Origin of the sequence: Parahoeflea olei, from assembly GCF_001703635.1 — a bacterium.
Taxonomy (GTDB): Bacteria; Pseudomonadota; Alphaproteobacteria; order Rhizobiales; family Rhizobiaceae; genus Hoeflea; species Hoeflea olei.
In genome coordinates this window covers 1-23831 of sequence record NZ_LQZT01000012.1, presented here as the reverse complement: position 1 = coordinate 23831, position 23831 = coordinate 1, and the positions used below count along the sequence as shown (strand labels likewise).

Annotated in this window: 22 protein-coding genes and 1 tRNA gene; all 23 read right to left on the bottom strand. The window is 63.3% G+C overall.

All coding sequences use genetic code 11. From position 1 onward, the window contains the following. Window positions 1–32: 32 nt before the first annotated feature. The 23 genes from AWJ14_RS08680 to AWJ14_RS21880 all read right to left on the bottom strand — a co-directional run bounded on the left by AWJ14_RS08680 (window position 33) and on the right by AWJ14_RS21880 (window position 23529). Window positions 33–1196 (bottom strand): isovaleryl-CoA dehydrogenase, encoded by a 1164-nt coding sequence (locus tag AWJ14_RS08680; protein ID WP_066177612.1) that lies wholly within the window; start codon window positions 1194–1196, stop codon window positions 33–35. Between the two features lies 1 nt (window position 1197). Further along, complete coding sequence (locus AWJ14_RS08675; protein ID WP_066177609.1) at window positions 1198–1800, bottom strand: TetR/AcrR family transcriptional regulator; 603 nt, start codon at window positions 1798–1800, stop codon at window positions 1198–1200. A gap of 128 nt (window positions 1801–1928) precedes the next feature. Further along, window positions 1929–2765 (bottom strand): ABC transporter ATP-binding protein, encoded by an 837-nt coding sequence (locus AWJ14_RS08670; RefSeq protein WP_066177606.1) that lies wholly within the window; start codon window positions 2763–2765, stop codon window positions 1929–1931. A gap of 86 nt (window positions 2766–2851) precedes the next feature. Next, entirely contained in the window at window positions 2852–4171 is a 1320-nt protein-coding gene (locus AWJ14_RS08665; protein WP_066177603.1) for an ABC transporter substrate-binding protein, read from the bottom strand. Window positions 4172–4322: 151 nt separating this feature from the next. Next, window positions 4323–5402 (bottom strand): branched-chain amino acid ABC transporter permease, encoded by a 1080-nt coding sequence (locus AWJ14_RS08660; protein WP_066177598.1) that lies wholly within the window; start codon window positions 5400–5402, stop codon window positions 4323–4325. Continuing rightward, window positions 5402–5779 carry a VOC family protein gene (locus tag AWJ14_RS08655; RefSeq protein WP_066177594.1) on the bottom strand — a complete coding sequence of 126 codons (378 nt, stop codon included), beginning with the start codon at window positions 5777–5779 and terminating at the stop codon, window positions 5402–5404. Before AWJ14_RS08655 ends, AWJ14_RS08660 begins: the two co-directional genes overlap by 1 nt. 2 nt (window positions 5780–5781) lie before the next feature. Continuing rightward, window positions 5782–6741 carry a branched-chain amino acid ABC transporter permease gene (locus AWJ14_RS08650; RefSeq protein WP_171904842.1) on the bottom strand — a complete coding sequence of 320 codons (960 nt, stop codon included), beginning with the start codon at window positions 6739–6741 and terminating at the stop codon, window positions 5782–5784. Continuing rightward, a complete protein-coding gene (locus AWJ14_RS08645; protein WP_066177592.1) occupies window positions 6741–7565 on the bottom strand; it encodes an ABC transporter ATP-binding protein in 825 nt (274 codons plus the stop codon). The genes AWJ14_RS08650 and AWJ14_RS08645 overlap by 1 nt, the downstream gene beginning before the upstream one ends. Beyond that, entirely contained in the window at window positions 7562–9526 is a 1965-nt protein-coding gene (locus AWJ14_RS08640) for an AMP-binding protein (protein ID WP_066177589.1), read from the bottom strand. The genes AWJ14_RS08645 and AWJ14_RS08640 overlap by 4 nt, the downstream gene beginning before the upstream one ends. A gap of 208 nt (window positions 9527–9734) precedes the next feature. Continuing rightward, the gene (dgcN, locus tag AWJ14_RS08635; RefSeq protein ID WP_066177586.1) at window positions 9735–10748 is read right to left on the bottom strand and encodes an N-acetyltransferase DgcN; all 1014 of its coding nucleotides are present in this window, start codon (window positions 10746–10748) and stop codon (window positions 9735–9737) included. Between the two features lie 110 nt (window positions 10749–10858). Continuing rightward, window positions 10859–12565, bottom strand: coding sequence for a hypothetical protein (locus AWJ14_RS08630; RefSeq protein WP_066177584.1), 1707 nt, complete (start codon window positions 12563–12565; stop codon window positions 10859–10861). A 181-nt stretch (window positions 12566–12746) separates the two neighbouring features. Then, window positions 12747–12822: transfer RNA gene (locus AWJ14_RS08625), tRNA-Lys, on the bottom strand. Between the two features lie 109 nt (window positions 12823–12931). Then, entirely contained in the window at window positions 12932–13852 is a 921-nt protein-coding gene (locus AWJ14_RS08620; RefSeq protein ID WP_066177581.1) for a PhzF family phenazine biosynthesis protein, read from the bottom strand. A 57-nt stretch (window positions 13853–13909) separates the two neighbouring features. After that, a complete protein-coding gene (locus tag AWJ14_RS08615) occupies window positions 13910–14662 on the bottom strand; it encodes an NUDIX hydrolase (protein ID WP_066177578.1) in 753 nt (250 codons plus the stop codon). A gap of 3 nt (window positions 14663–14665) precedes the next feature. Then, entirely contained in the window at window positions 14666–15772 is a 1107-nt protein-coding gene (locus AWJ14_RS08610; RefSeq protein ID WP_066177575.1) for an endonuclease/exonuclease/phosphatase family protein, read from the bottom strand. A gap of 93 nt (window positions 15773–15865) precedes the next feature. Further along, entirely contained in the window at window positions 15866–16465 is a 600-nt protein-coding gene (locus AWJ14_RS08605) for a DUF922 domain-containing Zn-dependent protease (RefSeq protein ID WP_066177574.1), read from the bottom strand. Between the two features lie 46 nt (window positions 16466–16511). Beyond that, window positions 16512–16856, bottom strand: a complete 345-nt coding sequence (locus AWJ14_RS08600) for a hypothetical protein (RefSeq protein WP_139112582.1) — start codon at window positions 16854–16856, stop codon at window positions 16512–16514. A gap of 43 nt (window positions 16857–16899) precedes the next feature. Continuing rightward, entirely contained in the window at window positions 16900–17103 is a 204-nt protein-coding gene (locus tag AWJ14_RS22170) for a hypothetical protein (RefSeq protein WP_139112581.1), read from the bottom strand. A 362-nt stretch (window positions 17104–17465) separates the two neighbouring features. Next, window positions 17466–18647, bottom strand: a complete 1182-nt coding sequence (locus tag AWJ14_RS08595; RefSeq protein WP_139112580.1) for a hypothetical protein — start codon at window positions 18645–18647, stop codon at window positions 17466–17468. Window positions 18648–18832: 185 nt separating this feature from the next. Then, on the bottom strand, window positions 18833–19162 hold the full coding sequence (locus tag AWJ14_RS08590) for a flagellar basal body rod protein FlgC (protein ID WP_066177566.1): 330 nt from the start codon (window positions 19160–19162) through the stop codon (window positions 18833–18835). 207 nt (window positions 19163–19369) lie between these two features. Continuing rightward, the gene (locus AWJ14_RS22370; RefSeq protein WP_171904841.1) at window positions 19370–19516 is read right to left on the bottom strand and encodes a hypothetical protein; all 147 of its coding nucleotides are present in this window, start codon (window positions 19514–19516) and stop codon (window positions 19370–19372) included. A gap of 242 nt (window positions 19517–19758) precedes the next feature. Further along, entirely contained in the window at window positions 19759–20130 is a 372-nt protein-coding gene (locus AWJ14_RS08585; protein WP_066177563.1) for a hypothetical protein, read from the bottom strand. A 1011-nt stretch (window positions 20131–21141) separates the two neighbouring features. Beyond that, window positions 21142–23529: a protein kinase domain-containing protein gene (locus AWJ14_RS21880; RefSeq protein ID WP_083220137.1), complete on the bottom strand. Its 2388-nt coding sequence runs from the start codon at window positions 23527–23529 to the stop codon at window positions 21142–21144. Between the last annotated feature and the right edge of the window lie 302 nt (window positions 23530–23831).

Below are 23831 nucleotides of genomic sequence, written 5' to 3'. Positions count from 1 at the left end.
TATTCATTACATGGCAGCATATCAGATTTGCGTCACCCCGTCTCCGCCATCATCTCGCGGCCGATCAGCATGCGGCGGATTTCGCTGGTGCCGGCGCCGATCTCGTAGAGTTTCGCATCGCGCAACAGCCGGCCGGTCGGATAGTCGTTGATATAGCCGTTGCCGCCCAGCGCCTGGATCGCCTCGAGCGCCACCTGCGTCGCCTTCTCCGCCGCGTAGAGGATGCAGCCGGCGGCATCCTTGCGGGTGGTCTCGCCGCGGTCGCAGGCCTGCGCGACGGCATAGACATAGGCGCGGCAGGCATTCATCGTCGTGTACATGTCGGCGAGCTTGCCCTGCATCAGCTGGAACTCGCCGATCGGCTGGCCGAACTGCTTGCGCTCGTGGCAATAGGGCACGACCACATCCATCGCCGCCGCCATGATGCCGAGCGGCCCGCCGGCCAGCACCACGCGCTCGTAGTCGAGCCCGGACATCAGGATCGCGGCGCCCTGCCCTTCCTCGCCCAAAACGTTGTCATAGGGCACCTCGCAGTTCTCGAACACCAGTTCGCAGGTGTTGGAGCCGCGCATGCCCATCTTGTCGAGCTTCTGCGCGGTCGAGAACCCGGCCATGCCCTTCTCGATCAGGAAGGCGGTGATGCCGCGCGATTTCGCCTCCGGATCGGTCTTGGCATAGACCACCAGCGTGTTGGCGTCAGGCCCGTTGGTGATCCACATCTTGTTGCCGTTGAGCACATAGCGGTCGTTGCGCTTTTCCGCCCGGAGCTTCATCGAGACCACGTCCGAGCCCGAGCCCGGCTCGCTCATTGCCAGCGCGCCGACATTCTCGCCCGAACACAGTTTCGGCAGGTAGCGCTGCTTCTGCGCCTGCGAGCCCCAGCGGTTGATCTGGTTGACGCAGAGATTGGAATGGGCGCCGTAGGACAGGCCCACCGAGGCCGAGGCGCGGCTGATCTCCTCCATCGCCACCACATGGGCGAGATAGCTCATGCCGGTGCCGCCGAACTCCGGATCGGCCGTCATGCCCAAAAGGCCGAGCGCGCCCATCTCCTGCCACAGATGCATCGGGAACTGGTTCTCGCGGTCGGTCTTCTCCGCCTCCGGCGCAATCCGGTCGGCAGCGAAGCGCGCCACCGTGTCCCGAAGCGCGTCGATCTCTTCGCCCAACCCGAAATTCATGCCTGTGGTGAACATGTCAGTCCTCCTCCTTTTGTCCCACCAGCCGCTTGACCAGACGGATATAGACCGCCTCGATCTCGTCGAGCGACAGGCGCCCGGACTCCCGGTACCAGGTGGTCATGCCGTTGAGCATGGCGATGATCGCCATGGTGGTCACCTGCGGATCGAGAATGTCAAAGGAGCCGTCGGCGGCGCCCCGGTCGAGAATGGCGCGCGGCGCCTTCTCATAGCTGCGCCTGAGCCGCTCGATCACGCTGAAATTCTCGTCCTCGAGGCTTCGAAGCTCCATGTAGGAGATGAACACCTCGCGCGAGCGGTCGAGGTGATAGCGGATATGGAACCGGACGAAATTCTCGAGCGCGGCCGGCGCCGGCAGGTCCGGCCGGTCGGCCTCGGCCCAGGCCTTGAGCAGCGTCTCCATATGCACCACCAGAAGGTCCTGCAACAGGTGCTGCTTGGTCGGAAAGTGATTGTAGATCGCGCCGGCCTGCACGCCCGTGCGCGCGGCGATCTCGCGCATCGAGACGGCGGCGTAGCCTGACCGCGCGAACAGTTCGAGCGCGACCTCGCGCAGCTTCTCCGCCGTTTCCGCCCCCGATGATCCCGTTCGTCGCGCCATGGCTCCCACAATTAAATGAACGTTCGTTTATTTATCCTCTTCCCACCTGCTGCGCAAGAGGGGGCCGCCGGGAGCGCTCCACCGCCGGAACCAGGGATCCGGCAGGGTCCGCCAGGAACGCTCCCGGATCAGGCGAGCCAGCGCTTGCGGCGCTTGTAGTGCTTGACGTTCTTGAACGACCGCCGCCCCTCGCCGCCGACGCCGAGGTAGAATTCCTTGACGTCCTCGTTCTCGCGCAGGTCCTTGGCGACCCCGTCCATGACGATGCGGCCCGATTCCAGGATATAGCCATAGGTGGCATATCTGAGCGCGATATTGGTGTTCTGCTCGGCAAGCAGGAAGGAGACGCCCTCCTGCCGGTTGAGCTTCTTGACGATCTCGAAGATCTCTTCCTGCAACTGCGGCGCAAGCCCCATCGACGGCTCGTCGAGCAGGATCATCTTCGGCCGGCTCATCAGCGCCCGCCCGATCGCCGTCATCTGCTGTTCGCCGCCCGAGGTGTAGCCGGCCTGGCTAGAGCGCCGTTCCCTCAGCCGCGGGAAATAGTCATAGACCATTTCCATGTCGTGCTTGATCGCCGCATGGCCGTCGCGCCGCGTGAACGCGCCGGTCAGCAGGTTCTCCTCGATCGTCAGGTGCCCGAAGCAGTGCCGGCCTTCCATCACCTGGATGCAGCCGCGCCGCACCAGTTCGTTGGCCGTCTGCGCCTCGATGCGCGCGCCCTCGAATTCGATCGACCCCTTGGTGACCTCGCCGCGCTCGGAACGCAAGAGGTTGGAAATCGCCTTGAGCGTGGTGGTCTTGCCCGCGCCGTTGGCGCCCAGCAGTGCGACGATGCCGCCCTCCGGCACCGTCAGCGAGACGCCCTTGAGCACCAGGATCACGTGATCGTAGATCACCTCGATATTGTTGACCGCGAGAATGTTGCGCTGCGGAGACGCCTCGGTCGATGCGGAAGCGGTCATGTCTTCACCCTTTCCGGTTCAAGCCCTAGAACCCCGGCGCCGCCGCGCGAGTCGCGTGGTCTCGCGCGGCGGCAGGCCTTGCAGCCTTACTTGTTCAGGCACGGCTCCGTGCGCTCGGGCCAGGGCGAGTTGCTCGCCACATAGTCCTCGGCCGCCTTCTGCAGAAGCGGCTTAACCGTCCCGACATCGGGCGAGAACCAGTCGCCGGACTTTTGCCAGTCCTTGCCGTCCCATTCGACGATATAGACCTTGTGGTGCCCGGAATGGTCCTCGCAGGTGAGCTTCATCGGCAACGCGAAGCCTTCCATGCCGATTTCCTTGAGACGCGCCTCGCTGACGTCGAGGTTCTCGAGCCCGTTACGCATGTCCGACGCGGTGATCATCGGCTTGCCGGCGATCTCCTGGGCCTTGCGGATGCCCTCGGCGATCAGCATCGAGTTGTAGACGCCGCGGTTGTAGAGGTTGTCGGCAAACTTCGCCGGATCGACCTGGCTCTTGCCGGCATCCACCACATATTTCTTGATGTCGGCGATCACGGGATAATCGGACCCCACACCGTGGAAGTTGAGCGTGCGGAACCCCTTGGCGTCTTCGCCGCCGGCGGCCGCGTCGTCATTGCCGCCCGACCACCACACGCCATAGAACTTGTCCATGGGATAGCGGATCTTGGTGGCTTCCTTGACCGCCGTGGGGTTCATCGCCCCCCAGCCCCACATCACCATGTAGTCGGGCCGGTCGCGGCGGATGTTGAGCCACTGCGAGGACTGGTTCTGCATTTCCTTGCCGGGAACCGGGTATTGCAGAAGCTCGAAGCCCATGGTCTCGGAGAGCTGTTCGAGCAGCGGAATCGCCTCGCGGCCATAGCCGGCGTCGAGGAAGATGTAGCCGATCTTCTTGCCCTTGAGATTCTCCGCGCCGCCCTCGCGGCGGGCAATGTCGGTGATGATGGCCGAGGCGCCATCCCAATAGGTGTCCGGCGGATTGAACACCCACGGGAAGGTGTTGCCGATCGCGGCCGCGGACAGGCCATAGGCCATCGACAGCACCGGGATCTTGTCGACCGATGCCTTCGGGATCACCTGCAGCGTGATGCCGGTCGAATAGGGGTTGATGAGCAAGGCGCCCGCGCCCTTGACCTGCTCATAGCATTCCACCCCCTTCTGGGTGTCGTAGCCGGTCTCGCATTCCTCGATCCGGAGCTTGACCCCGTTGATGCCACCGTCGCGCTCGTTGAGCATGGTGAGGTAGTCGTGCATGCCGTTGGCGATCGGGATGCCCGAGCCGGCGTAGGGCCCGGTGCGGTAGCTGAACAGCGGCACGAACAGCTCGTCGGCAAGGGCCGGCAGCGCCGCGCCCGCCAGGGTGCCGGCCAATATGGATCCGGCGATCAGACGTTTCAGTCGCATGGTATTCCTCCCATTTGGCGCGGTTTCCGCACCAGTCCGGGGACCCGGTTCCTCCCGGCATGCTGGTCCGGACGGGTCCCTTGCCCGGACAGTGCCGCTTGTCGATCCCTTGCGCTCCGCCTCCTCAAACGGCCCGCAAGACACCATCGGTTCAGCCGTAGGGGAACGGCCAGACACGCAGTTTCTCCTTGCCGAGCGACCACAGCCGCGCGAGCCCGTGCGGCTCGACAATGAGGAAGAAGATGATCAGCGCCCCCACGATCATGGTGGCGATGTGAAACACGGTTTCCGCCGCGATGCCGATGCCGAGCGCAGGCAGGCCCGCGCGCAGCACGATCGGCAGGCCCCAGATGAAGGCCGCGCCGAAGAAGGAGCCGACCAGGCTGCCGAGCCCGCCGAGGATCACCATGAACAGCACCTGGAACGACAGCGTGATCGAGAACGCCGAAGGTTCGGCCGCTCCGAGATAGAAGAAGATGAACATGGCGCCCGCCACGCCGCACAGGTAGGACGAGACCGCGAAGGCCGACAGCTTGGCCGTGAGCGGCCGCACGCCCATCAGTTCGGCGGCGATGTCCATGTCGCGGATCATCATCCACTGCCGCCCGATGCGCCCGCGCACGATGTTCTTCACCGCCAGCGTGATCGCCACCACGATGCCGAGCACCACGAAATACTGCGTCATCGCCGAGGCCGACGGCCCGGTCAGGATGACGTCGCCGAAGCCGCGCCGCTCGGGCACCTCGATCGCGCCCGACGAATTGTAGTTGTAGAGCCACGGGATCCGGATGAAGCACCATTCGAGGAAGAACTGCGCCGCCAGCGTGGTGACGGCGAGATAGAGCCCCTTGATCCTGAGCGACGGCAGCCCGAACACGACGCCGATGGCGGCCGAGAACAGGCCGGAGGCCAGCACCAGAACAATGATGTTCACATCCGGAAAGATCGAGGTGAGCTTGTAGCAGCTATAGGCCCCCACCCCCATGAACGCGCCTGTGCCGAGCGAGAGCTGTCCGGCATAGCCGGTCAGGATGTTGAGCCCGATCGCGGCAAGCGCCAGGATCAGGAACGGCGTCATGATCGCGTTGAGAAAGAAATCGCTCGCGAAAAACGGGATGCACACGGCCGCAAGCCCGATCAGCCCCATGCCGATGCGGTCTTCCCGGATCGGGAAGATCGCCTGGTCGGCAATGTAGCTGGTCTTGTACTGTCCCGATTCGCGATAGAGCATTAATCCTCACCCCAGGTTTTGCCGGCAGACGGCAGCAGATGCGAATTCGGGCCGGTCAGCCGGAACCGGTGACCCGTCGGCGCTTCCATGATCACGGCATGATCCTTGACGCTGATCTTGCGCCCGCCCAGCGCCTCGACGCGGTGGATTTCGGCAGCCAGGTCATTGGTCTCGATGTCGAAATGGATCCGCGCCTCGTCCTGAACGGCTTCCAGAACCAGCGAAACGCCCTTGTCGGCCGCCATGATGGTGGCGCGCTGGCCATCGTCGTCGACATGCGAGGGCTCGCCCAGCAGCTGCGACCAGAAGCCGGCGGAATGCTCGATGTGGTCGGTATGGACATCGATGACGATGGCGGAAAGGCGGCTCTTGTGCATTTTTATACCCTTTCGATAATGCGTTCTCCGAACAGGCCCTGCGGCCTGAACAGGAGAAAGATAAGGGCAATCATGTATGCGAGCCAGCTTTCAATTCCGCCGCCGACCAGTGGACCCCAGTAAATTTCGCCGAGTTTCTCCCCGACCCCGATAATCAGCCCGCCGACGATCGCGCCGGGGATCGATGTGAAGCCGCCGAGGATCAGGACCGGCAGCGCCTTGAAGGCGATGATCTCGAGCGCAAACGACACGTCCGAGCGCGCACCCCACATGATTCCCGTGGTCAGCGCCACGATTCCGGCGGCGAACCAGACGATGGCCCAGATCTGGTTGAGCGAGATCCCCACCGACAGCGCCGCCTGGTGATCGTCGGCCACCGCACGCAGCGCACGCCCGATCCGGGTCTTGTTGAAGAACACCGCCAGCACGCCCACCATGATCAGCGCGATCACCGCCGCGGCAATGTCGATATGCTGGAGGATCAGCAGTCCGCCGTCGCCGATCTCGAAGGCGGACGAGCCGGTCGGAAGCCCGAGTTCCTGGGTGATCATCTGCTTGGGCTCGCCGCCGAAGACGAACTCGCCGAAGCCGACCAGAAAATAGGTGAGCCCAATCGTCGACATCAGGAGAATGATGTCGGGCTGGTTGACGAGCGGGCGCATCACGAAGCGTTCGACGGCGAGCGCCAGGAGCCCCATCACGCCGATGGTCAGCACCAGCGCCAGATAGGCCGGTACCCCCTTCTCGTGCAGCCCCACCAGCGTGAGCCCCGCGAACACCACCATGATGCCTTGGGCGAAGTTGAACACGCCCGAGGCCTTGTAGATCAGCACGAAGCCGAGCGCGATCAGCGCGTAGAGCACGCCCGCGACGAAGCCTTCCCACAGCACCTGCAGCAGGAAATCGGGCATCTCGGCCATCTGCACGAAGGGGTCGATGAATACGGAATAGAGCAAGTCCATCAGTGCGACACTCCCAGATAGGCGTCGATGACGTCCTGGTTGGTCTTGACCTCGTCGGGCGTGCCGTCGCCGATCTTGCGCCCGTAATCGAGCACCACCACGCGGTCGGAAATGTCCATCACCACGCCCATGTCGTGCTCGATCAGGGCGATGGTGGTGCCCATCTGGCTGTTGACGTCGAGGATGAAGCGGCTCATGTCCTCCTTCTCCTCGAGGTTCATGCCGGCCATCGGCTCGTCGAGGAGAAGCAGGTCCGGCTCCATCGCCAGCGCGCGGCCGAGTTCGACGCGCTTCTGCAAACCGTAGGGCAGCTTGCCGACGGGGGTCTTGCGGATGTGCTGGATCTCGAGAAAATCGATGATCTCCTCGACCTTCAGGCGGTGCTCGATCTCCTCGTTGCGCGCCGGCCCCACATGCAGCACCTGCCAGAAGAAGTTCCTGTGCATCTTCAGCGTCCGACCGGACATGATGTTGTCGAGCGTCGACATGCCCTTGAACAGCGCCACGTTCTGGAAGGTGCGGGCGATGCCGGATGCGGCCGCCTCGTAGGGCTGCATGCGCGAGCGGGCCTGGCCGCGGAAGGTGATCACGCCCTTTTGCGGGTGGTAGAAGCCGTTGATGACATTGAGCATCGAGGTCTTGCCCGCCCCGTTGGGGCCGATGATGGCGCGAATCTCGCCCTTGCGGATGTCGAAGGAAATGTCGGTGATCGCCTTCACCCCACCGAAGGCGAGCGAGACATTGTCGAGCTTGAGCATCACGTCGCCGGGCGCGAGCCCGTCGTCGTCGACATGCAGTTCGACATGCTTGATCCGGTTGCTCATGCCGCAGCCTCGCTGACCGGCTGCGCCGGCGGGTAGGTCTTTGCATCCTGAAGCGTCACGGTCGCACGGATCACGCCCTTGCGGCCGTCCTCGAAGGTCATGTCGGTCTCGATAAAGCGTTCGCTCGATCCGTCATAGAGCGCCTCGATCAGCGGCCCGAAGCGCTCGGCGATGAAGCCGCGACGCACCTTCTGGGTGCGGGTGAGCTCGCCGTCGTCGGCGTCGAGTTCCTTGTGCAGCACCAGGAACCGCCTGATCTGCGCGCCGGCCATCATCGGCTCGGCGGCAAGGTCGCGGTTCACCTGGTCGATATGGCCCGCCATCATCTCATAGACCTGCGGCAGGCCCGCGAGCTCCTGGTAGGAGGCATAGGAGATATTGTTGCGCTCGGCCCAGTTGCCCACGGCGGTCAGGTCGATGTTCAGGAACACGCCCACGAAATCGCGCCCGTCGCCGAAGGCCACGGCCTCCTTGATGTTGGGGAAGAACTTGAGCTTGTTCTCGATGTATTTCGGCGCATAGAGCGCGCCGGTGGTGAGCCGACCCACATCCTTAGCCCGGTCGATGATCTTGAGGTGGCCGCGCGCGTCGAAGATGCCGGCATCCCCGGTCATCACCCAGCCGTCTTCGGTCAGGGTCTCGCGCGTCTTCTGCTCGTCGCCATAATAGCCCGCGAACATGCCCGGCGAACGGAACTGCACCTCGCCGCTGTCGGTGATGCGGATCTCGACATCGGGGGCCGCCGGACCGACCGTATCGGGATGGACGTCCCCGTCCTTCTGGCAGGTGACATAGAGGAACGCCTCGGTCTGCCCGTAGAGCTGCTTGAGGTTGATGCCGAGCGAGCGGAAAAACGAAAACAGGTCCGGGCCGATCGCCTCGCCGGCGGTGTAGGCGGTGCGGATGCGGCTGAAGCCGAGCACGTTCCTGAGCGGTCCGTAGATCAGCTTGTCGCCGATCCAGTAGGAAATCCGCCCCGACAGCAGCACCGGCCGGCCCTCGAGGATCTTCTCGCCATGGGCCTTGGCCACGCCGAGATAGTGATGGAACAGCCGCTTCTTCCAGCCGCTCGCATCCTCCATCCGGATCATGACGCTGGTGAGCAGGCCTTCGAACACCCGCGGCGGCGCGAAATAGAAGCTCGGCCCGATCTCGCGCAGGTTCTGCGCCACCGTATCGGGGCTTTCCGGGCAGCTCATGCACAGGCCCACGACATAACCCTGGGCATAATTGAGATAATGGTCGCCGACCCAGGCGAGCGGCAGATAGGCCAGCACCTCGTCGGTCTCGCTCAGATGGTCGAAGCTTGCGGTGTCCTCCGCGGCCTTTACCGAGGCCGCCGCCGTCAGCATCACGCCCTTGGAGCGCCCGGTTGTGCCGGAGGTATAGAGGATGGTCGAGATCTCGCTGCCGTCCGAGGCGCGGATGCGGGCTTCCCAGTCGGAGACGGCGGAAGCGTCGGCGCTTGCGGCCTGCCGCCCCCGCTCCTGCACCGCGGCAAAATCGTGAAGGTGGTCGCGTCCGTAATCGCGCAGGCCCCGTGGCTCGTCGAAGATGATTTCGCTCAACTGCGGGATGTCGGCTGCCATCGACTGCAGCTTGTCGACCTGCTCCTGGTCCTCGACAAGGGCGAAGCGAACCCCGGCATTGTTGAGCACATGGGCCATCTCCTCGGCCACCGAGTCGGCATAGACCGGAACGGGAATCGCCTTGAGCGATTGCGCCGCGCAGAACGCCCAGTAGAGCCGCGGCCGGTTGGAGCCGACGATGGCGATGCGGTCGCCTTCGCCCAGCCCCATAGCCTTGAGGCCAAGCGCCAGGTCGCGGATTTCGTCTCGCTGTTCGGACCAGGTCCAGCTCTGCCAGATCCCGTAATCCTTGAAGCGCATCGCGGGACGCGCCGCGAAGCGCTTGGCGTTCAGCAGCAGATACTGCGGAAACGTGACCGGCTCTCTTGTGATGTCCGGAGGCGTGGTCTCCCTCCACGCCCATGGCCGTTCCCGTGGCCAGTCTCGCGCCGGTTTCCGGCGTCTTGCGAATGACCGCCGGCTCCTGTCCTCTCAGCAGCCGGCTGTCCTTCTGCGTCCTTCAAATAAATGAACGCTCGTTTACTTTATGCGTCTTTGCCGTCGTTGCAAGTGCTACTTTAGAAATAAACTCCCTCTCCGCTCAGTCCTGGGGACGGATCGCCGCCAGGCGATCGACCAGGGCTTCGACGCCGAAGCGGATCGGGTCGGTGGCGGGCACGCCGTAGTCGCCGGCCAGCTTGTCGAGCAGCGCCCGGGCTTCGTCTTCCCCGAGCTTGCGGGTGTTGACGGCGATGCCGGTGCAGGTGATGGCCGGATTGGTGAGCTTGCCCATGGCGATGGTCATGTCGATCACCTCGCCGATCGAGGGCAGCGCATGCTTGACGCCGCGCATGGTGGTGCGGGTCGGCTCGTGGCAGACCACGAAGGCATCGGCTTGCGCGCCGTGCAGCAGGCCGAGCGAGACGCCCGCGAAGCTCGGATGGAACAGCGAGCCCTGGCCTTCGACCAGGTCCCAATGGCCCGGATCCGCCGCCGGCGCGATCCATTCCACGGCGCCGGAGATGAAGTCGGCAGCCACCGCGTCGATCGCCGCACCGCGGCCGGAAATGAACACGCCGGTCTGTCCGGTGGCGCGGAAATCGGCATCCATGCCCCTCGCCCGCATTTCCCGCTCGAGCGCCAGGGCGGTGTATTTCTTGCCGACCGAACAGTCGGTGCCGACCGTCAGGCAGCGCAGGCCCGGGCGCTTGGTGCCCTTGCCGGTGTCGAAACGATGGTCGGAAAACCGGACATCATGCAGTTTCGCACCGCTCTTGTCCGCTGCCGCCTTGATCTCGGGGATCGAGGCCAGCCGCGTGTGCAGGCCGGTGGCGACATTGAGACCGGCATCGAGCGCCGCAACGATCGACGAGATCCAGTGCGCCGGCAGCACGCCGCCGGCATTGACCGCACCCACCACCATGGTCTTCACGCCCGCCTTGACGGCGTCGTCGATGCTCAGTTCGGGGATCCCCGCATCCGCCTGGCAGCCCTCAAGGCGGAGCTGGCCGATGCACCATTCGGGCCGCCAGTCGACAATGCCGAGGCCGGTCTTGGCCGCAAGCGCGTCGGGTACGTCGCCGAGGAAAATCAGGTAGGGCGGATCGATGACCATCACAGGCTCCAAACATGTCTAAAGGACTGGGCCGCCACTGTCCTGCGCGAATCCGGAACCGTCAAGCTGTCAATTCTCGGCGTCCACCACAGCGCCGCAAAGCCAGGTGCTCACCGCGTCGGCGGCAGCACATAGGCGTCGTAGCACGGGGTCAGCGCGATCCGGGTATGGCGGGTCAGGGCCGACCGGTAATGCTCGAACAGTTCCTGCCGGGCGCGGTGATAGGGACAGCCCGGCGCCAGCACCAGGTCGGTTGCGGCAACCGCGCGCCGGGTCTTGACGTCGAGGTCCGGCAGGGCCCGGCTGGGGTCGGCGCCGATCGCCACCTCGCCCGCCCCTTTCCTGTCGAGGATGTAGGGAAACGGATTGGCGAAATCGAGATTGAAGACGCGCGCGAAGGGGGCGCCCCTCTTCTTCTCCAGCGCCTTGATCGCCACGGTCGCGGCCTGCATTTCCTGAAGCAGCAGGTACTGGTAGTCGGGATCCGAGAACAGCAGGAACGAGGGAAGCGACCCGGTCGCGGCAATCGCCCGGTAGGTCTCCGGGTGCGAGATATAGATGCCACGCAGGCGGCTGGCCTGCTCGACGAACACGTCCTTGGCAGACACCCGTCCGATCGGACCGAGATCGGGCGCATCGAGATGCACATAACCCGGCGCCACCGCCGCGGCGCGCGCGGCCTTGTGGATCATGGTGGAAACATTGGGCAGCGCCGTAAACCCGATCAGCACCAGGATCGCAACCCCGAAGCGGCCATAGGCCGGGCGCGGCCGCAGCAGGATGGAAAGCAGCGCCGGCCAGACCGCGAAGAATGCCTGCCCGCCGGTGTTCTGCGTCTCGTAGAACAGACCGCAGGCGATGAGCAGGCCGAGCCAAAACCAGTCCGCATCGATCGCCCGGGCAATCGCATTGCCGGAGCGGCGGCCGCCCGCAGCCTCATGGCCCGAAAGCGCGGCAACCAGCAGCACCAGCGCCAGCAGCCCGCCCGCGCCGAGCACGTTGAAATGCTGCGATGCGGCCGTGAGGAAGCGCGGCAGGATGGCGCCGGAGTTCTCCGAAGCGAGCAGAACGATGTCGCGCACATAGGGGCTGACGAGGCCGGTGGAAAGCTCCACGACGCCCGCCACGCCAATGCACAGGAGCGCCGTGGCGATCGCGGTGCGCGGCGAGATCCGGCCGAACAGGAGCCCGAACAGGAGGATCGGCCCGCAGGCGAGGAAGGCCGTGATCTTGCAGAAGGCAAGCCCGAGCAACAGCAGGCTCAGGCAGATGGTCTGCACCAGCGGACCGCGCACGAACAGCACCGTTGCCGCCACCAGATAGATCAGGACGGAGCCGTGCCGGTTGTAGATGCCGAAGGCGTCGGTGCCCGGATAGGGGTAATAATCGATCACGTTGAACGGCAGCGCGGTGTAGATCATCCATGGTAGCAGAAGCCAGAGCGCCGCCATGCGGCTCTGCCGCGCGACGTCCCACAGCATCAAGGCCATCACCGGAACCGTCAGCGGCAGCCAGATCCACTGCGTCAGCAGCACCGGATGCGCCTCGGGAAACAGCCGGGACGACAGGTAGGCCAGGAAATATTCGAGCGGGCCGACCGGAACGAAGAAATCGATTGCCGGCCACTGGCCATGGGCGATGCGGCCGATGGCGTCGTAATAGATCAGCACGTCCCAGTACATCGGCCCGATCGGCAGCACCAGCGGCAGCGTCTGCAGCAGCGCCAGCAGCAGGACGAAGCCCGCGAGCACCGGGTAGAGCCAGAGCAGCGCGCGCCGCCCGCCGGTTCCGTCGCTGCCGGTATCCTCAATGCGCATGGCCGATCCTGTCCGTGATTCCCCGGCCCCGATATTCGGCGACAGCGCCGCACCGGGTCAATGTGCGGCTCCGGGGCTTTTGCAATTAAGGTTACGGCGCAGTCTTTCGCGACCGTTGCGCCCCAGGAGGCGAGCAACCGGCCGGAGGCCGGTCATCGCCAGGAATGTCTTGGGAAAAAGATGGTGGGCGCGCACGGGCTCGAACCGTGGACCCGCTGATTAAGAGTCAGCTGCTCTACCAACTGAGCTACGCGCCCCACCTGTTCCGTCACCGGAACGAGGGGGCGTATAGACCGGATGGGCGGGCTTGTCCACACTGTTTTTCAACAAGATGACACAAGTTTTCCATCAGCGGCACAGAAGCGCTCAGACGAGCAGCTTTCCCGCCGCGATCCGCACCGCCTGGCCGCCGATCCGGCCCCGCGTGACTTCGCTTGCCGAGCAGTCGATATGCAGGTGGATGAGCGAGGGCCGGCCCATCTCGACGCCCTGTTCGACGAGCAGCGCATGGTTGCCCTCGAGCAGCCCGTCATAATGATGGATCGCCCCCGAAAGCGCGGCGACCGCCGAGCCCGTGGCCGGGTCCTCTCCCCCGCCCTCGCGCGGCGAAAACATGCGCGCATGGAACGCGGCACCGTGGTTGAGGCCGCCGCGGCAATAGACATAGGGCCAGGACAGTTGCCCGTCGCCCATCGGCGCGATCCGCTCCCAGTCCTGCGGGCTGCAATCGGCCTTGGCGGCGGCTGCGAGATCGCGCACCGGCACCAGCACGAACGGCACCCCGGCGCTCCATAGCGAAACCCGGTGATTCTCGAAGCCGATATCCTGCGGGTCGAGCCCGAGCGCCACGCCGACATCGGCGGGCTCGATCCGGGCGTCGATCTGATGCGACAGTCTGGGCAGGTCGAATTCGGCGAAGCCGGCCGCCGACGGCTTGAGCTTGACCGCACAGCGCACCGGTCCGACCGGCTCCTCGAGCACCTTGACCATATCGATGCCCGCTTCCGGCACCTCCCCGCCCAGCCGGCGGTCGGCGAGCGCAATCGCCGCCCCCACCGTGGGGTGCCCGGCAAAGGGCAGCTCCCGCAAGGTGGTGAAAATTCTCAGCCGCGCATTGTGCACCGGGTTTTCGGGCTTGAGTGCGAACACCGTTTCCGAAAGGTTGAACTCTCGCGCAATCGCCTGCATCCGCTCACCGTCGAGGTGATCGGCATCGAACACCACCGCCAGCGGGTTGCCCTCAAGCGCGGTTCCGGTGAATACGTCGTAGATTGCGTAGTCGGTCATGCCCAGTCAAACCCCTCGTTCCCGGCGCGTTTGGCCACGCCGTTGATGCGGCGCATCCTAGTGATTTCCGCTCCCCTGCCAACCGCTAACGGGTTGCGGGCTTGCGAAATGGTAATCGATCATTGCCCGCATATAGGGCGGCACCGTGGGGCCCGCGTCACCGGGACCGCGCACCACGACCACATCCTCGATCTCGTCCTCCGTGCCTGTCCGGATATGGGCGCGCACCCGCTCGGCGATCTGTTCCGCCGGCTGGTCGAGACGGAACCGGCGAAACACGGCGACAAGCCAGCCGCTGCGCCAGGCGAACAGGCGACCTTCCGCGACCGCATGGCTGAGGTCGAGCCCGGTCTCCTCCCGGACCTCGCGCCGCATGCTGCCGTCGAGATCGACCCCGGCGTCCACGATGTCGCTTTCGTCGAGCGAACCGGCCGGCGCGTAGACCTTGCCGGCATTGGCGGTTCGGGCGGCCATGCGGATCAGGATCATGGCTCCGTCCGAGGACAGGATCAGCGCCGAGCCGAACAGATGCGCCACATCGGCACGCGGCGCGGTGCGGACCAGATGCAAGAGAGCCGCATAGGGCGCGCGGTGGCTGGCGCCCGAAAGGACGCCGTCGGTCAGTTGCAGTCCGCGGTGCAAAAGGATGGTGCCGTTGAACAGGAACGGCCGCTCCACCTGTTCGCGCGCCCAGTGCGCGGCGATGGCCTCGCGCTCGGCCGCCACCCAGGGATGCTCGCCCTGCGCCAGCCGCAGTTGCACGGCATCCAGGGCAAAGACGCGGTTCTCGGGAAGGTCCGTACCGGGCATCGGTCAGACCAGGTCGAAGGTCATGGCCACCGGGCAATGATCCGACGCCTTGGGTCGGTCCCAGCCGGTGCGGGGATAGCGGTCGACCTCCTGGCCGGGCGGCATCGGCGTGCGCCAGGGCTGGCCCGCGCGGACGATATCGGGCATGCGGCTGCGCCCGGTGCGCACCAGGGCGGGCGAAGCCAGCAGGTAATCGAGCTGGCACAGGTGCCGTTCCTGCGGCCCGCGGGTGTGGAACAGCGTCCAGCGCTCGCGTTCCGGCAGCCGCATCACCACGTTCTCGGCAAAGCCATCCGCCGTCAGCACCTCGACCGCGCCCCCCGGCTCGGCCACATGCACGAAATCGTAGCCATTGCGGCGATCGCCGGTGATCTTGAGCTTTTCCACATAGTCGTTGCAGTCGCCGGCGATCACATAGCGCTTGCCGCCGCCATCAGGGCCGAACCGGCGCGCGACGATCCGGCGCACCGCCCGGGCCTCGGCGATCCGCACCGGCATCGACGCGCTGCGTCCGTCGAGCCCGTCCCTGGGCGAGCCCATGGACTTGAAATGCACCACATAGACGGTCAGCCGGCGGGTGCCGACCTTGAGGTCGACCTCCAGGCAATCGCGCTTGAACACCTTGTCGCCGGGTTGCTGCATTCCCTTGAGCTCATGGGTGTAGAGCCCCAGGCTTTCATAGGTCTCGTGCGCATGGCTGGTGACGTTGAGGATCTCGATCGGCGCGCCGTCACGGGTCTCGTCGCGCGCCATCAGCGCCAGGTTGATGCCGCGGCCGTCATTGCCTTCGACGAGCACCTTGTGCCGGTAGCCGTCGCCGATCATCTTGAACAGATAGCCATATTCGAACCGGTGCAGCGTATCGAGATTCTCCACCTCCTGCAGGCACAGGATATCCGCATCGGCCTCGGCGATCGCCAGCGCCGTCAGCTGCCGCGTATCGTCGGTCAGCGACAGCGCCCGGGCGATCTCGGCATGGCGGTAATCGGCCTCGGAGGCGAATTCGTAAAGCTGCGCCACGCGGTCCTGGCGCAATTCGTTGCGGTATCCTGAAAAATCGAAGCGGCTCAACAGGTTCTCGGCGTTGAAGGTGGCTATGCGAAAGGTCATGCGGGGTCCTGGTTATCTGCCGCGGCACGGGGGTGAGACCCTAGGCAGCCGCGGGGACGAGGGCAAGGGCCGAACGCGCCGGCGGGCGCCCGGTCACCGGCCGTTGAGCAGCCCCAGCACCAGCCGCTGGACTGCACCGCCCTCCCCCATCTCGACCCGGTCGAAATCACGGCCGCGGGCGCGCTGTTCGTCCGACAGCCGCTTGAGATGGCCCTGCAGCGTGGCGCGGACCTTGTTGCAGCCCGGATCGCTGTCGGCGCTCAGGCCGGTGCTGACGGCCTGGATCGCCTGCACCATCTCGACGATATACTGGCCGTGAATTTTCTCGTGGGCGGCAAGACCGTCGTAGAATCGCGCCCAGGCCTGCGCGACCTCCTTCGGCAGCTTTCCGCGCGGCTTGGGCAGCGTGTAGGTGATGATCAGCTTCGGCGTGGCCGAGGCCAGCACGCAACCGCCGCCGCGCTCCTGGTAATCGCGCCGCCAGGTGAGCTTGAAGGTGGTGTGGGCGATGGTGCGGCGACCGTCGCCGATCACCGGCCCGTTCTCGCCAATGGACTGGTAGAGTTCCGGCCCCGAACTGCCGCTCACGGGATAGGTGACCACCTGCTCGACCGGTTCCCAGGCGCGCGCCGAGGCAGGCGCAAGCGCGGCGAAGGCCGCAACGGCCGCGACCAGATGACTGACAGGGTGCATTCCATTCTCCGCTTTACGCTTCACGTTTCGGTTCCGGCCGCCACCGCTATCCCGGGACTGCGGGGATTTCGCGGCGCAGGTCGGGTTCGTCATGCACGAAGGTGACGGCGAGCGCGCCGGGCAGCTCGTCATCGGCTGCCGCGGAGGCGACCCGCTTCGAAAGCGCTGCCAGGCCGGCACCGTCCAGTTGCAGGCCGGCGGCGGCGATCCGCGCGGCGAATGCCTCGAGGCCCCCCGCCGGCAGCACGAAGCGAAACGTCGCAGCAACATTGGAAAACAGCGTGTGGCCCTCGATCCAGCCGCCGCAGGACACCGCCGCATCATCGATCTCGCGCATGACGCCGTGGCGGTTTGCGCGGGTGACGGCAGAAAGCATCAGCATGCGTCTCATGGTTTCCTCGTGTCGCTGCGCGCGAAAGACCCCGGCGGCGGCGCTATTTGATCACCGTGAGATAGACCCACCAGCCGGCGAAGGCCAGTATAAACCCGATTGCGCCCCAGAGGACGGCAGCGCGAAAGCGGTGGCCGGGATTTTTCCACGCGCCGAGCGCCGCGCCCAGCACCAGGCCCGGCGCACAGCCGATCAGCACCGCCAGCACGATGTCCATGGGGGTGAAGACCAGCCCGATATCCGGCACACCGCCTCCCGCCGGCAAGACCCGGCCCTTCAGCCCCGGGCCTCGATGCCAGGGCGCGGGCCAGGATGACACGGAGCCGCCAGCCCCGCCAAGGGGAGACGCGCAGGGAGGGATCACGGCGCAAGCGGCGCTCCAGCCTTGTCATTCATCGCTCCCTGTTGCGCAGGCCGGGGCGCCGACGGGAGCGCGACTGGCGCGAGCTTTGCGGTTTCGGCTGTCACCGGAACCGCCAGGGAGACAGCTCCTGCGCACCTGCCCGCAGGCCGAGGATCGCAGCAGCGCCTTCGCCGCGACTACACTATGCACTGAAGACGACGCGGGCCACCGGGACCCGCCGGTGACCCGCGCCGCCCAGCTGCCACCTACAGGCCGAGGCCTGCAGGCACACCCTCGCCCTTGTCGCGCAAATAGGTGAGATAGTCGCGCCAGCCGCCAGGGCCGTCGTCGGCGCAGTAGGGCACGTTCGACGCCGCGGCCTGCTTTACCTTTTTCTTCTTCTTGCCAGGCGCCTTCGCCACCTTCTTGCCGCCGGGCAGCATCACCGATTTCTCGCGCGTGTCGGCACCGGCCAGCATCGGCAGGTCGCCACGCGGCTCCCAGAAGCACAGGTCGCCGATCATCTGGCTCATGCCCTCTTTCATGTAGGCACCGCAGACGGTCTTCCAGGCCTTGGTCAGCCGGCAGCCCTGTTCTTGGTGGTAGTTGAGCTTGCAGGCCCGCCAGTAGTCGTAATTCCGGTAGCAGCTCGACAGGTTCGAAGCGATCTGCTGGGGGCTGGCGCTGCCGATGGCAAAGCCGGTCTCGAGATCGTAGAACCAGCTGGCGCTGGCAGCCTTCCCGTCCTTGACGTCCTTGACGCTGGTTCCGTAGAGCCGCGCCAGCTCCTCGGCATAGCGGTCGCTGAGGCCGGCGGCACCGAGCGCGATATGGGCGGTGTCGCCGAGAATGTTGTAGACCAGCGCTGCGGGGAAGCCGCGCTTCTTGAAGATCCTGAAGGCTTCGAGCCAGTCGCTGTCGAGTTCGAGCCCGGTCGGCGCCTTGCCCTTGCTGCCCGCGGACGACGGCTTGCGCAGCGCCGCAAGGATCGGCGGCGACACCTGTTCGAACCGCTTGCGCTCGCCATCGGCATAGGAAAAGTGGATCGCGGCATAGCACTGGCACATGTCGAGCCAGACATAATGGGTCTTGGTGGTGACCCGCTCCGGGCTGTAGAGCTGGGTCGAGCATTCGCGCGGGGTGATCACGGCGGTGAAGGGCAGCGAAGTGTGGTTGCGCTTGAAGCCGTTGCTTTCCCGCTCGGAGGTGAGCTTGCCGCACTCGGAATAGCTGTCCTGGATCAACCGCATCGAGACGCCGATGCCGTTGACGCTGAAGCGGCGGTCGACCCCGGAGCGGGAGATTTTCGTGCCCTTGGGCAGGGGCAGCGCGATCTCGTAGCGGGTGCCGTTGCGTTCGAGCTCGAGCGCAGCCCCGCGCCCGCCGCCGGCAAGCCACGCCACGATCGCGACAAGACCGAGAACCATCAATCGTGACAGGATGCGCATGCGTTTTCCCCCGCGGCCGGACCATCAGACAAGGCACAAGCCTAACCCGGGAGCCAGGCGATGGAATTCCCCGGATGGGGAATGCGGGCCGGCGGCAGTCCGTGCCAGCGGGCACGCATGGCCCGCACGGCCGGGAACGGGAGATCCGGTTGTCCGGAGAGTTTGCCGGGGGCGAAGCGCGCGGCTCAGCGCCAGCGTTCGTCGCGATCCTTGGGGTCGAGCGCGCTCATCAGCGCGTCCCACATGTCCATGCCGGTTTCCATCACCGCGACATTGGCCTGATAGGCCATCTTGGTCTCGATCATGTCGACCATTTCGGCGGCGAGATCGACGCCGCCGGCTGACCGCGCCTCGCTCACGACGGCACGCACGCCCGGACCGGTCGAGACCATGTTGACCTCCTTGCGCCGGTAGTCCGGCGTGTCGACATTGGCGACGTTGGAGGCGATCGCCTCCATCCGCTTCTGCTGCGCGGCCATGCCTGAAAAGGCTGTGCTGATGACGCTCGAAATCATGACGCAATACCCGTGCTTCGATCGCACGAGACTAGCGCCGGGGTTTTAGCGTCCGGTTAGCAAAACCGGTTAACGAAGGGTTGCGATGGTGCGAGGCACTCCGGCCCAGACCGGATCACCCCGACGCCCAGGCGCAGGCGCACGCTGCCGCCTCGTCAAAGCGACAGCGCGCCGGCGTCCGCGGCGCGTCCGGCCGGGCCGCGCGCGTCAGTTGGACTCGATCGAGACCCCGCCTTCGCCGATCTTGATCTCGACGCCGGACGGCTTCTGCCGCTCCTGGTAGAGCTGGTAGCCGATGACGGCGACGCCGACGACGAGCAGGGCGATGACGACATAAAGGGCATTGCGGTTCATGGGAGGCTTCCTGCGGGGCTTGGACGGTGCGTGAACGGCTGGCGGGCTCCGCGCACGCCGGAACCGGCGCCGCACGGCCCCTCGACCGGACCGGCACAGGCTTTAGCATGTTTTGCCGGCCGGAAAAGCCCTTTCGCACGCCATCCCGCGCGGCGGCGCCAGCGCCCGCCCAGCCAGAGCGTCTGTCCAGCCACAGCGCCCGCCCAGCGACAGCGCTCGGCCGGCCCTTTCAGCCGGCCCCTTCAGCCGGAGCGCGACTCGGCCGGCAGCATCGCCGACAGGATCGTCCAGAAATCGACCCCCGACACGGCGCTCGGCTGGACCGCGGGCGCGGCCTGGACCGGGGCGGCGAGGGGACCCGGCTGGCCCGGGTGGCTCGACACCCGCGCGACATGGGTGCCGGAGAGATCGAGCAGCTTGGAGACGAGATCGACGGAGCCCGGATGCGGCCAGGCCGGCGGCTCGACCCGCGAGGGCACCGGGGCGGCGGCTCCGGTGCCGGAAAATGTGACGGTGGTGGCGAGCGGCGACTGCCGCTCCTGAAGTTGCGCCACCCGATCGACCGCGTCGGGCTGGGCCGCCCCTGAAGATGCGGCAGGTGTGACAGTGGACATCGGCCTAACGCTCCCTTTCCGGCGTTACCTGTTGATGGAGTCCATGGTGCAGGCTAGCGCGCCCCCTTTAGCGGCCGGTAAACCGGAACCGTGGCAATTAACTCAAATGAAAGGAATTGGGCGGGGTGATTTTCCGCGCCTCCGTCGCCTCGCGTGCCGCCGCGATCGGTGGGCGCCCCGCCCGCGTCGACTTGCGCCCCTCTCCTGCTGCCCCGCCCCCCTGCCCGGCGGATCGGCACACCGGCCCGGGCCCGCGATCCGGTGCGGCAGCGCCAAGGGCCCGGCCGCCCCTCGGCGCCGGGTGTCGCGTGCCTGTCTGTCGTCTCCCGATCGCGTTGGATCGGCCGGGGCGGCTTGGGCGCCTCGTGGAAGGTAGAACTGTGGCGCCCGAAGCGCCCCGTTTCGGCGTTTCTGCTTCACGCGGTCGGTGCACAACGCCTGGCTCTCCGTCGGCCCCTTGGGGCCTCGGGACATCCGCCGCCTGCCGGGTGCGCCTCAGCGAACTGCCTCGGCGCGGGCCTGCGGAGATGGGCACGAACCATGTGTGAGCTTATGCGGGCCTGGCCCGCGCGTCGGGGGGAGCCTGCCCTGCTCCTTATCCCACCGGGTCACCGTGTTGCGCAAAGCCCCGGCAGCGTCTCTTGAGGAGAAACCGATACCCGCCCGAAGGCGACCAAACCCGAAAGGCCGCGTCTGCCTCCCGAACCCGGAACCGTCCCCGCTCGCCGCCACGCCTGGCGGTGTATCCGTGCGGGACCGGGAGAGTATGGCATGGGGGGCAGAGGGTGGGGATGAAATGGGGGGGGGATTTTTGCGGGTGGGGTGTTGGCATGCTGCAAAATCACTGGCCAAGGGGATCCCCGATTACCGTATAGTGTTTCCGGCCCTCTTCAGAGATAAAAAAACCAAACCAAAAATTGTCGACAATTCCACTCGGAGACCAGACCTGCCCCCATTTACCCTCGGTGATTACAACACTCCGCGTTAAAATATCCAAGCGGAATAAAATAGCTAATCTATCTTGTTCAGTGTATCTACGGGTACTAAAATATACTTCGCCACCCACTTGCAGTAATCAAGATTTTTCTCAGCCCTTACTTGAAGGATGTAGTCTAATGTTCCATTATTGATATTCGCCCTCTTAACCCTACAATTACTCACTGACGAGAACTGATCTATTTCTCCCTTGGCCTGCCCCATCAAGAGGTTTCTGGATTTATGAGCCCGGGCCCCGTGATCCATGTATCTAAAGCCGATTACAAGGCTGACCTGATCCACATCAACATTAATCTCAATTTTTAGGCCGCTCGCGAATTCGACACTCCCTTCATCAGATACATCGTCCCATCTGTAACTACGCCCGTCAGCTACAATCGCAATAATTTCCTCGGCAACGATGTCAATTGGCACTGAGCTGGTTTGCCCCTTGGCTGGCCCCGATATTTTTTCGAAGCGGCGCCAAAAGCTAGAGAACTCCAGCCTGCTATCTTGATCTATACGGGTTGCGTCAATTATTGAACGTGCAACCCGCTGAGGCAAGCACCTCCACTCCAGATTATAATTGGCCTTAGCCACTAGCCTTACTTTAGATTCCCAATCATTGCTCATGCTCCAGCCCGCCATAGGGTGCAATGAGCCAAATACAGCGAAAGCGGTCATAGCCAATCCGTAACTATCAACCTTAGTTGACCTAGTACTTACCCGCCGCGCCGGGTCAGTTTGCTCCGGAGCTAAATAACCAAAATCGTCTCTTGATTCAAAAACTATATCTTTTTCACTAGAATTCTTATGCCAAGACATATCAAAATCAAGAACATAAATTTCTTCATATGTATAGTCATCATAATCCAGACCTTTCAACATAATATTTGAAGGCTTTATATCTCTATGAAGAATCATTTCCGGGAGCTTGTGGCACCTATCGACAATCGCACCTATGTCTGCAATAATCTTTACCTTTGCTCTCCACGGAAACTCATGAAGGAACATAAATATTTCTTGTATACTATTTCCAGACACGAGGTCCATGACAATAGTAGGAGGCATCTCGAATGATTCCACAATTGGAACGACGCCTTCAACCTTGTTTTTAGTAAGTATCTGCATGGACCTAACGCCACGCCTAAATCCACCAATCATTTCTCGATTGGCGACAATGTTGCTGTGCATTATTTTAAGGCAAACCTCCTTCCCGGAAGGTTCCCGAGCCTGAAATGCCTCACCAAAATTCCCGGATCCCAGCTCTGGAAAATTTATTTTGTAACCAAAGAATACATTATCCGGATCTACACTGTCTTTGTAAAAAGATTTTGTTTGTATTGGATATCTATATTTACGGCAAAATTCCTCAAATGCATCATACAATTCCTCACCACTCAGACTCCGAAGTTCTTGTGTAAGAAGATCAGAAAGCGTCCGCCTTACCTCTTCGCATTCTAGCAATGCGATATCGCGAGGTTCCATATTTTTTGGTATGGTCCCAAAATTACGGGTGGCCGAAACCGCTGGTGGAACTCTTGCATTATCTCTAGAATTGAACTTTTTAACATCTTCAACAAACGCGTTGATAAATTGTTCGTGCTCGGCGTCGTCCGTAGCTTTATAATTGATTTTTTGAACGTCATTCTCCCTGGCCCACTGGTCGGACAAAGAGTCTGTTCTTGTTGTCAGCCAAAATAGCCGAGGCGGAGCAAAGCCAGCGTGCCTAAGTCGCAATAAGGGTGCAGAAAGCGCGACGTCCTCTGCACTCAAGCCTACGAATATAACTGTATGATTGAGATATACCTGCGAAAGAAATAGAGAGTGCCCTTCATTAGATAAAAGCATATCTCGCTCATCTTTAGTAAGAATCCATGTTTGATGATCATTAATATGACCATGAAGATATACAAGAAATGGCCTCTCATCGTTAATAATTTGCCACTTACGCGCAATTTCGTTTCCGTATATTGGAATTACTGGAAACCTATTATGTTGAGCGAATGCCTCTCCCGCATATATGTCCAAGTTTAATGTGGCAAAACCATGAGGATCTAACTCCAAAAGTTTCCGGTATCCAATCGGAACATTGACAAACTCTGGAGACAGCACCGACCTCACAATGCCACTATAAGTAGCTCTCCCAAGTAGGTCTTTTGATAACTGAAAAAATTCCCAGTAATCCGTCGTTGAACTAGCTTGCTTGAACCGAGAATCGGAAAAACCCGGATTCATGGACTCTTTGGAGGATCTTAAATCGTTTAAACTTAACTGCATCTCCCTGCGGAGCATACTCCAGTCGGGAAGTCCACCTGATTTACTCAGACCAGAACCAGCAATTATTGTTAGCGGTGCGATACTTTCACTGATCGCCTTCTTTAGCAAAGTGTGAGAGGGTTGCTTAAATATATGATCGTACATGTCTTTCCCAAACGGCTAAATCAAAAACCTCTTGAGGGGTATTTAAATCTATCAAGCTTTTTAGCTATATTAAATTATAAATGACCTGTGGGCAACTAGGTCTTCTTATCACTTATGCTCAGTATGGCACAAGCTGATTGGGCGCCAAGCTACGATTGCTTGTCAGTCCGTACTCCAACTTCTGGAAGACGATCCCGGGATCCGTCACACCCGGTGCTTTAGCTTCCCCACACCCCTATATCGATTGTGTGCGTCAAGTTCTGCAAATTGGGCGGCCATGAAGCTGGTCATGCGGCTTTGCG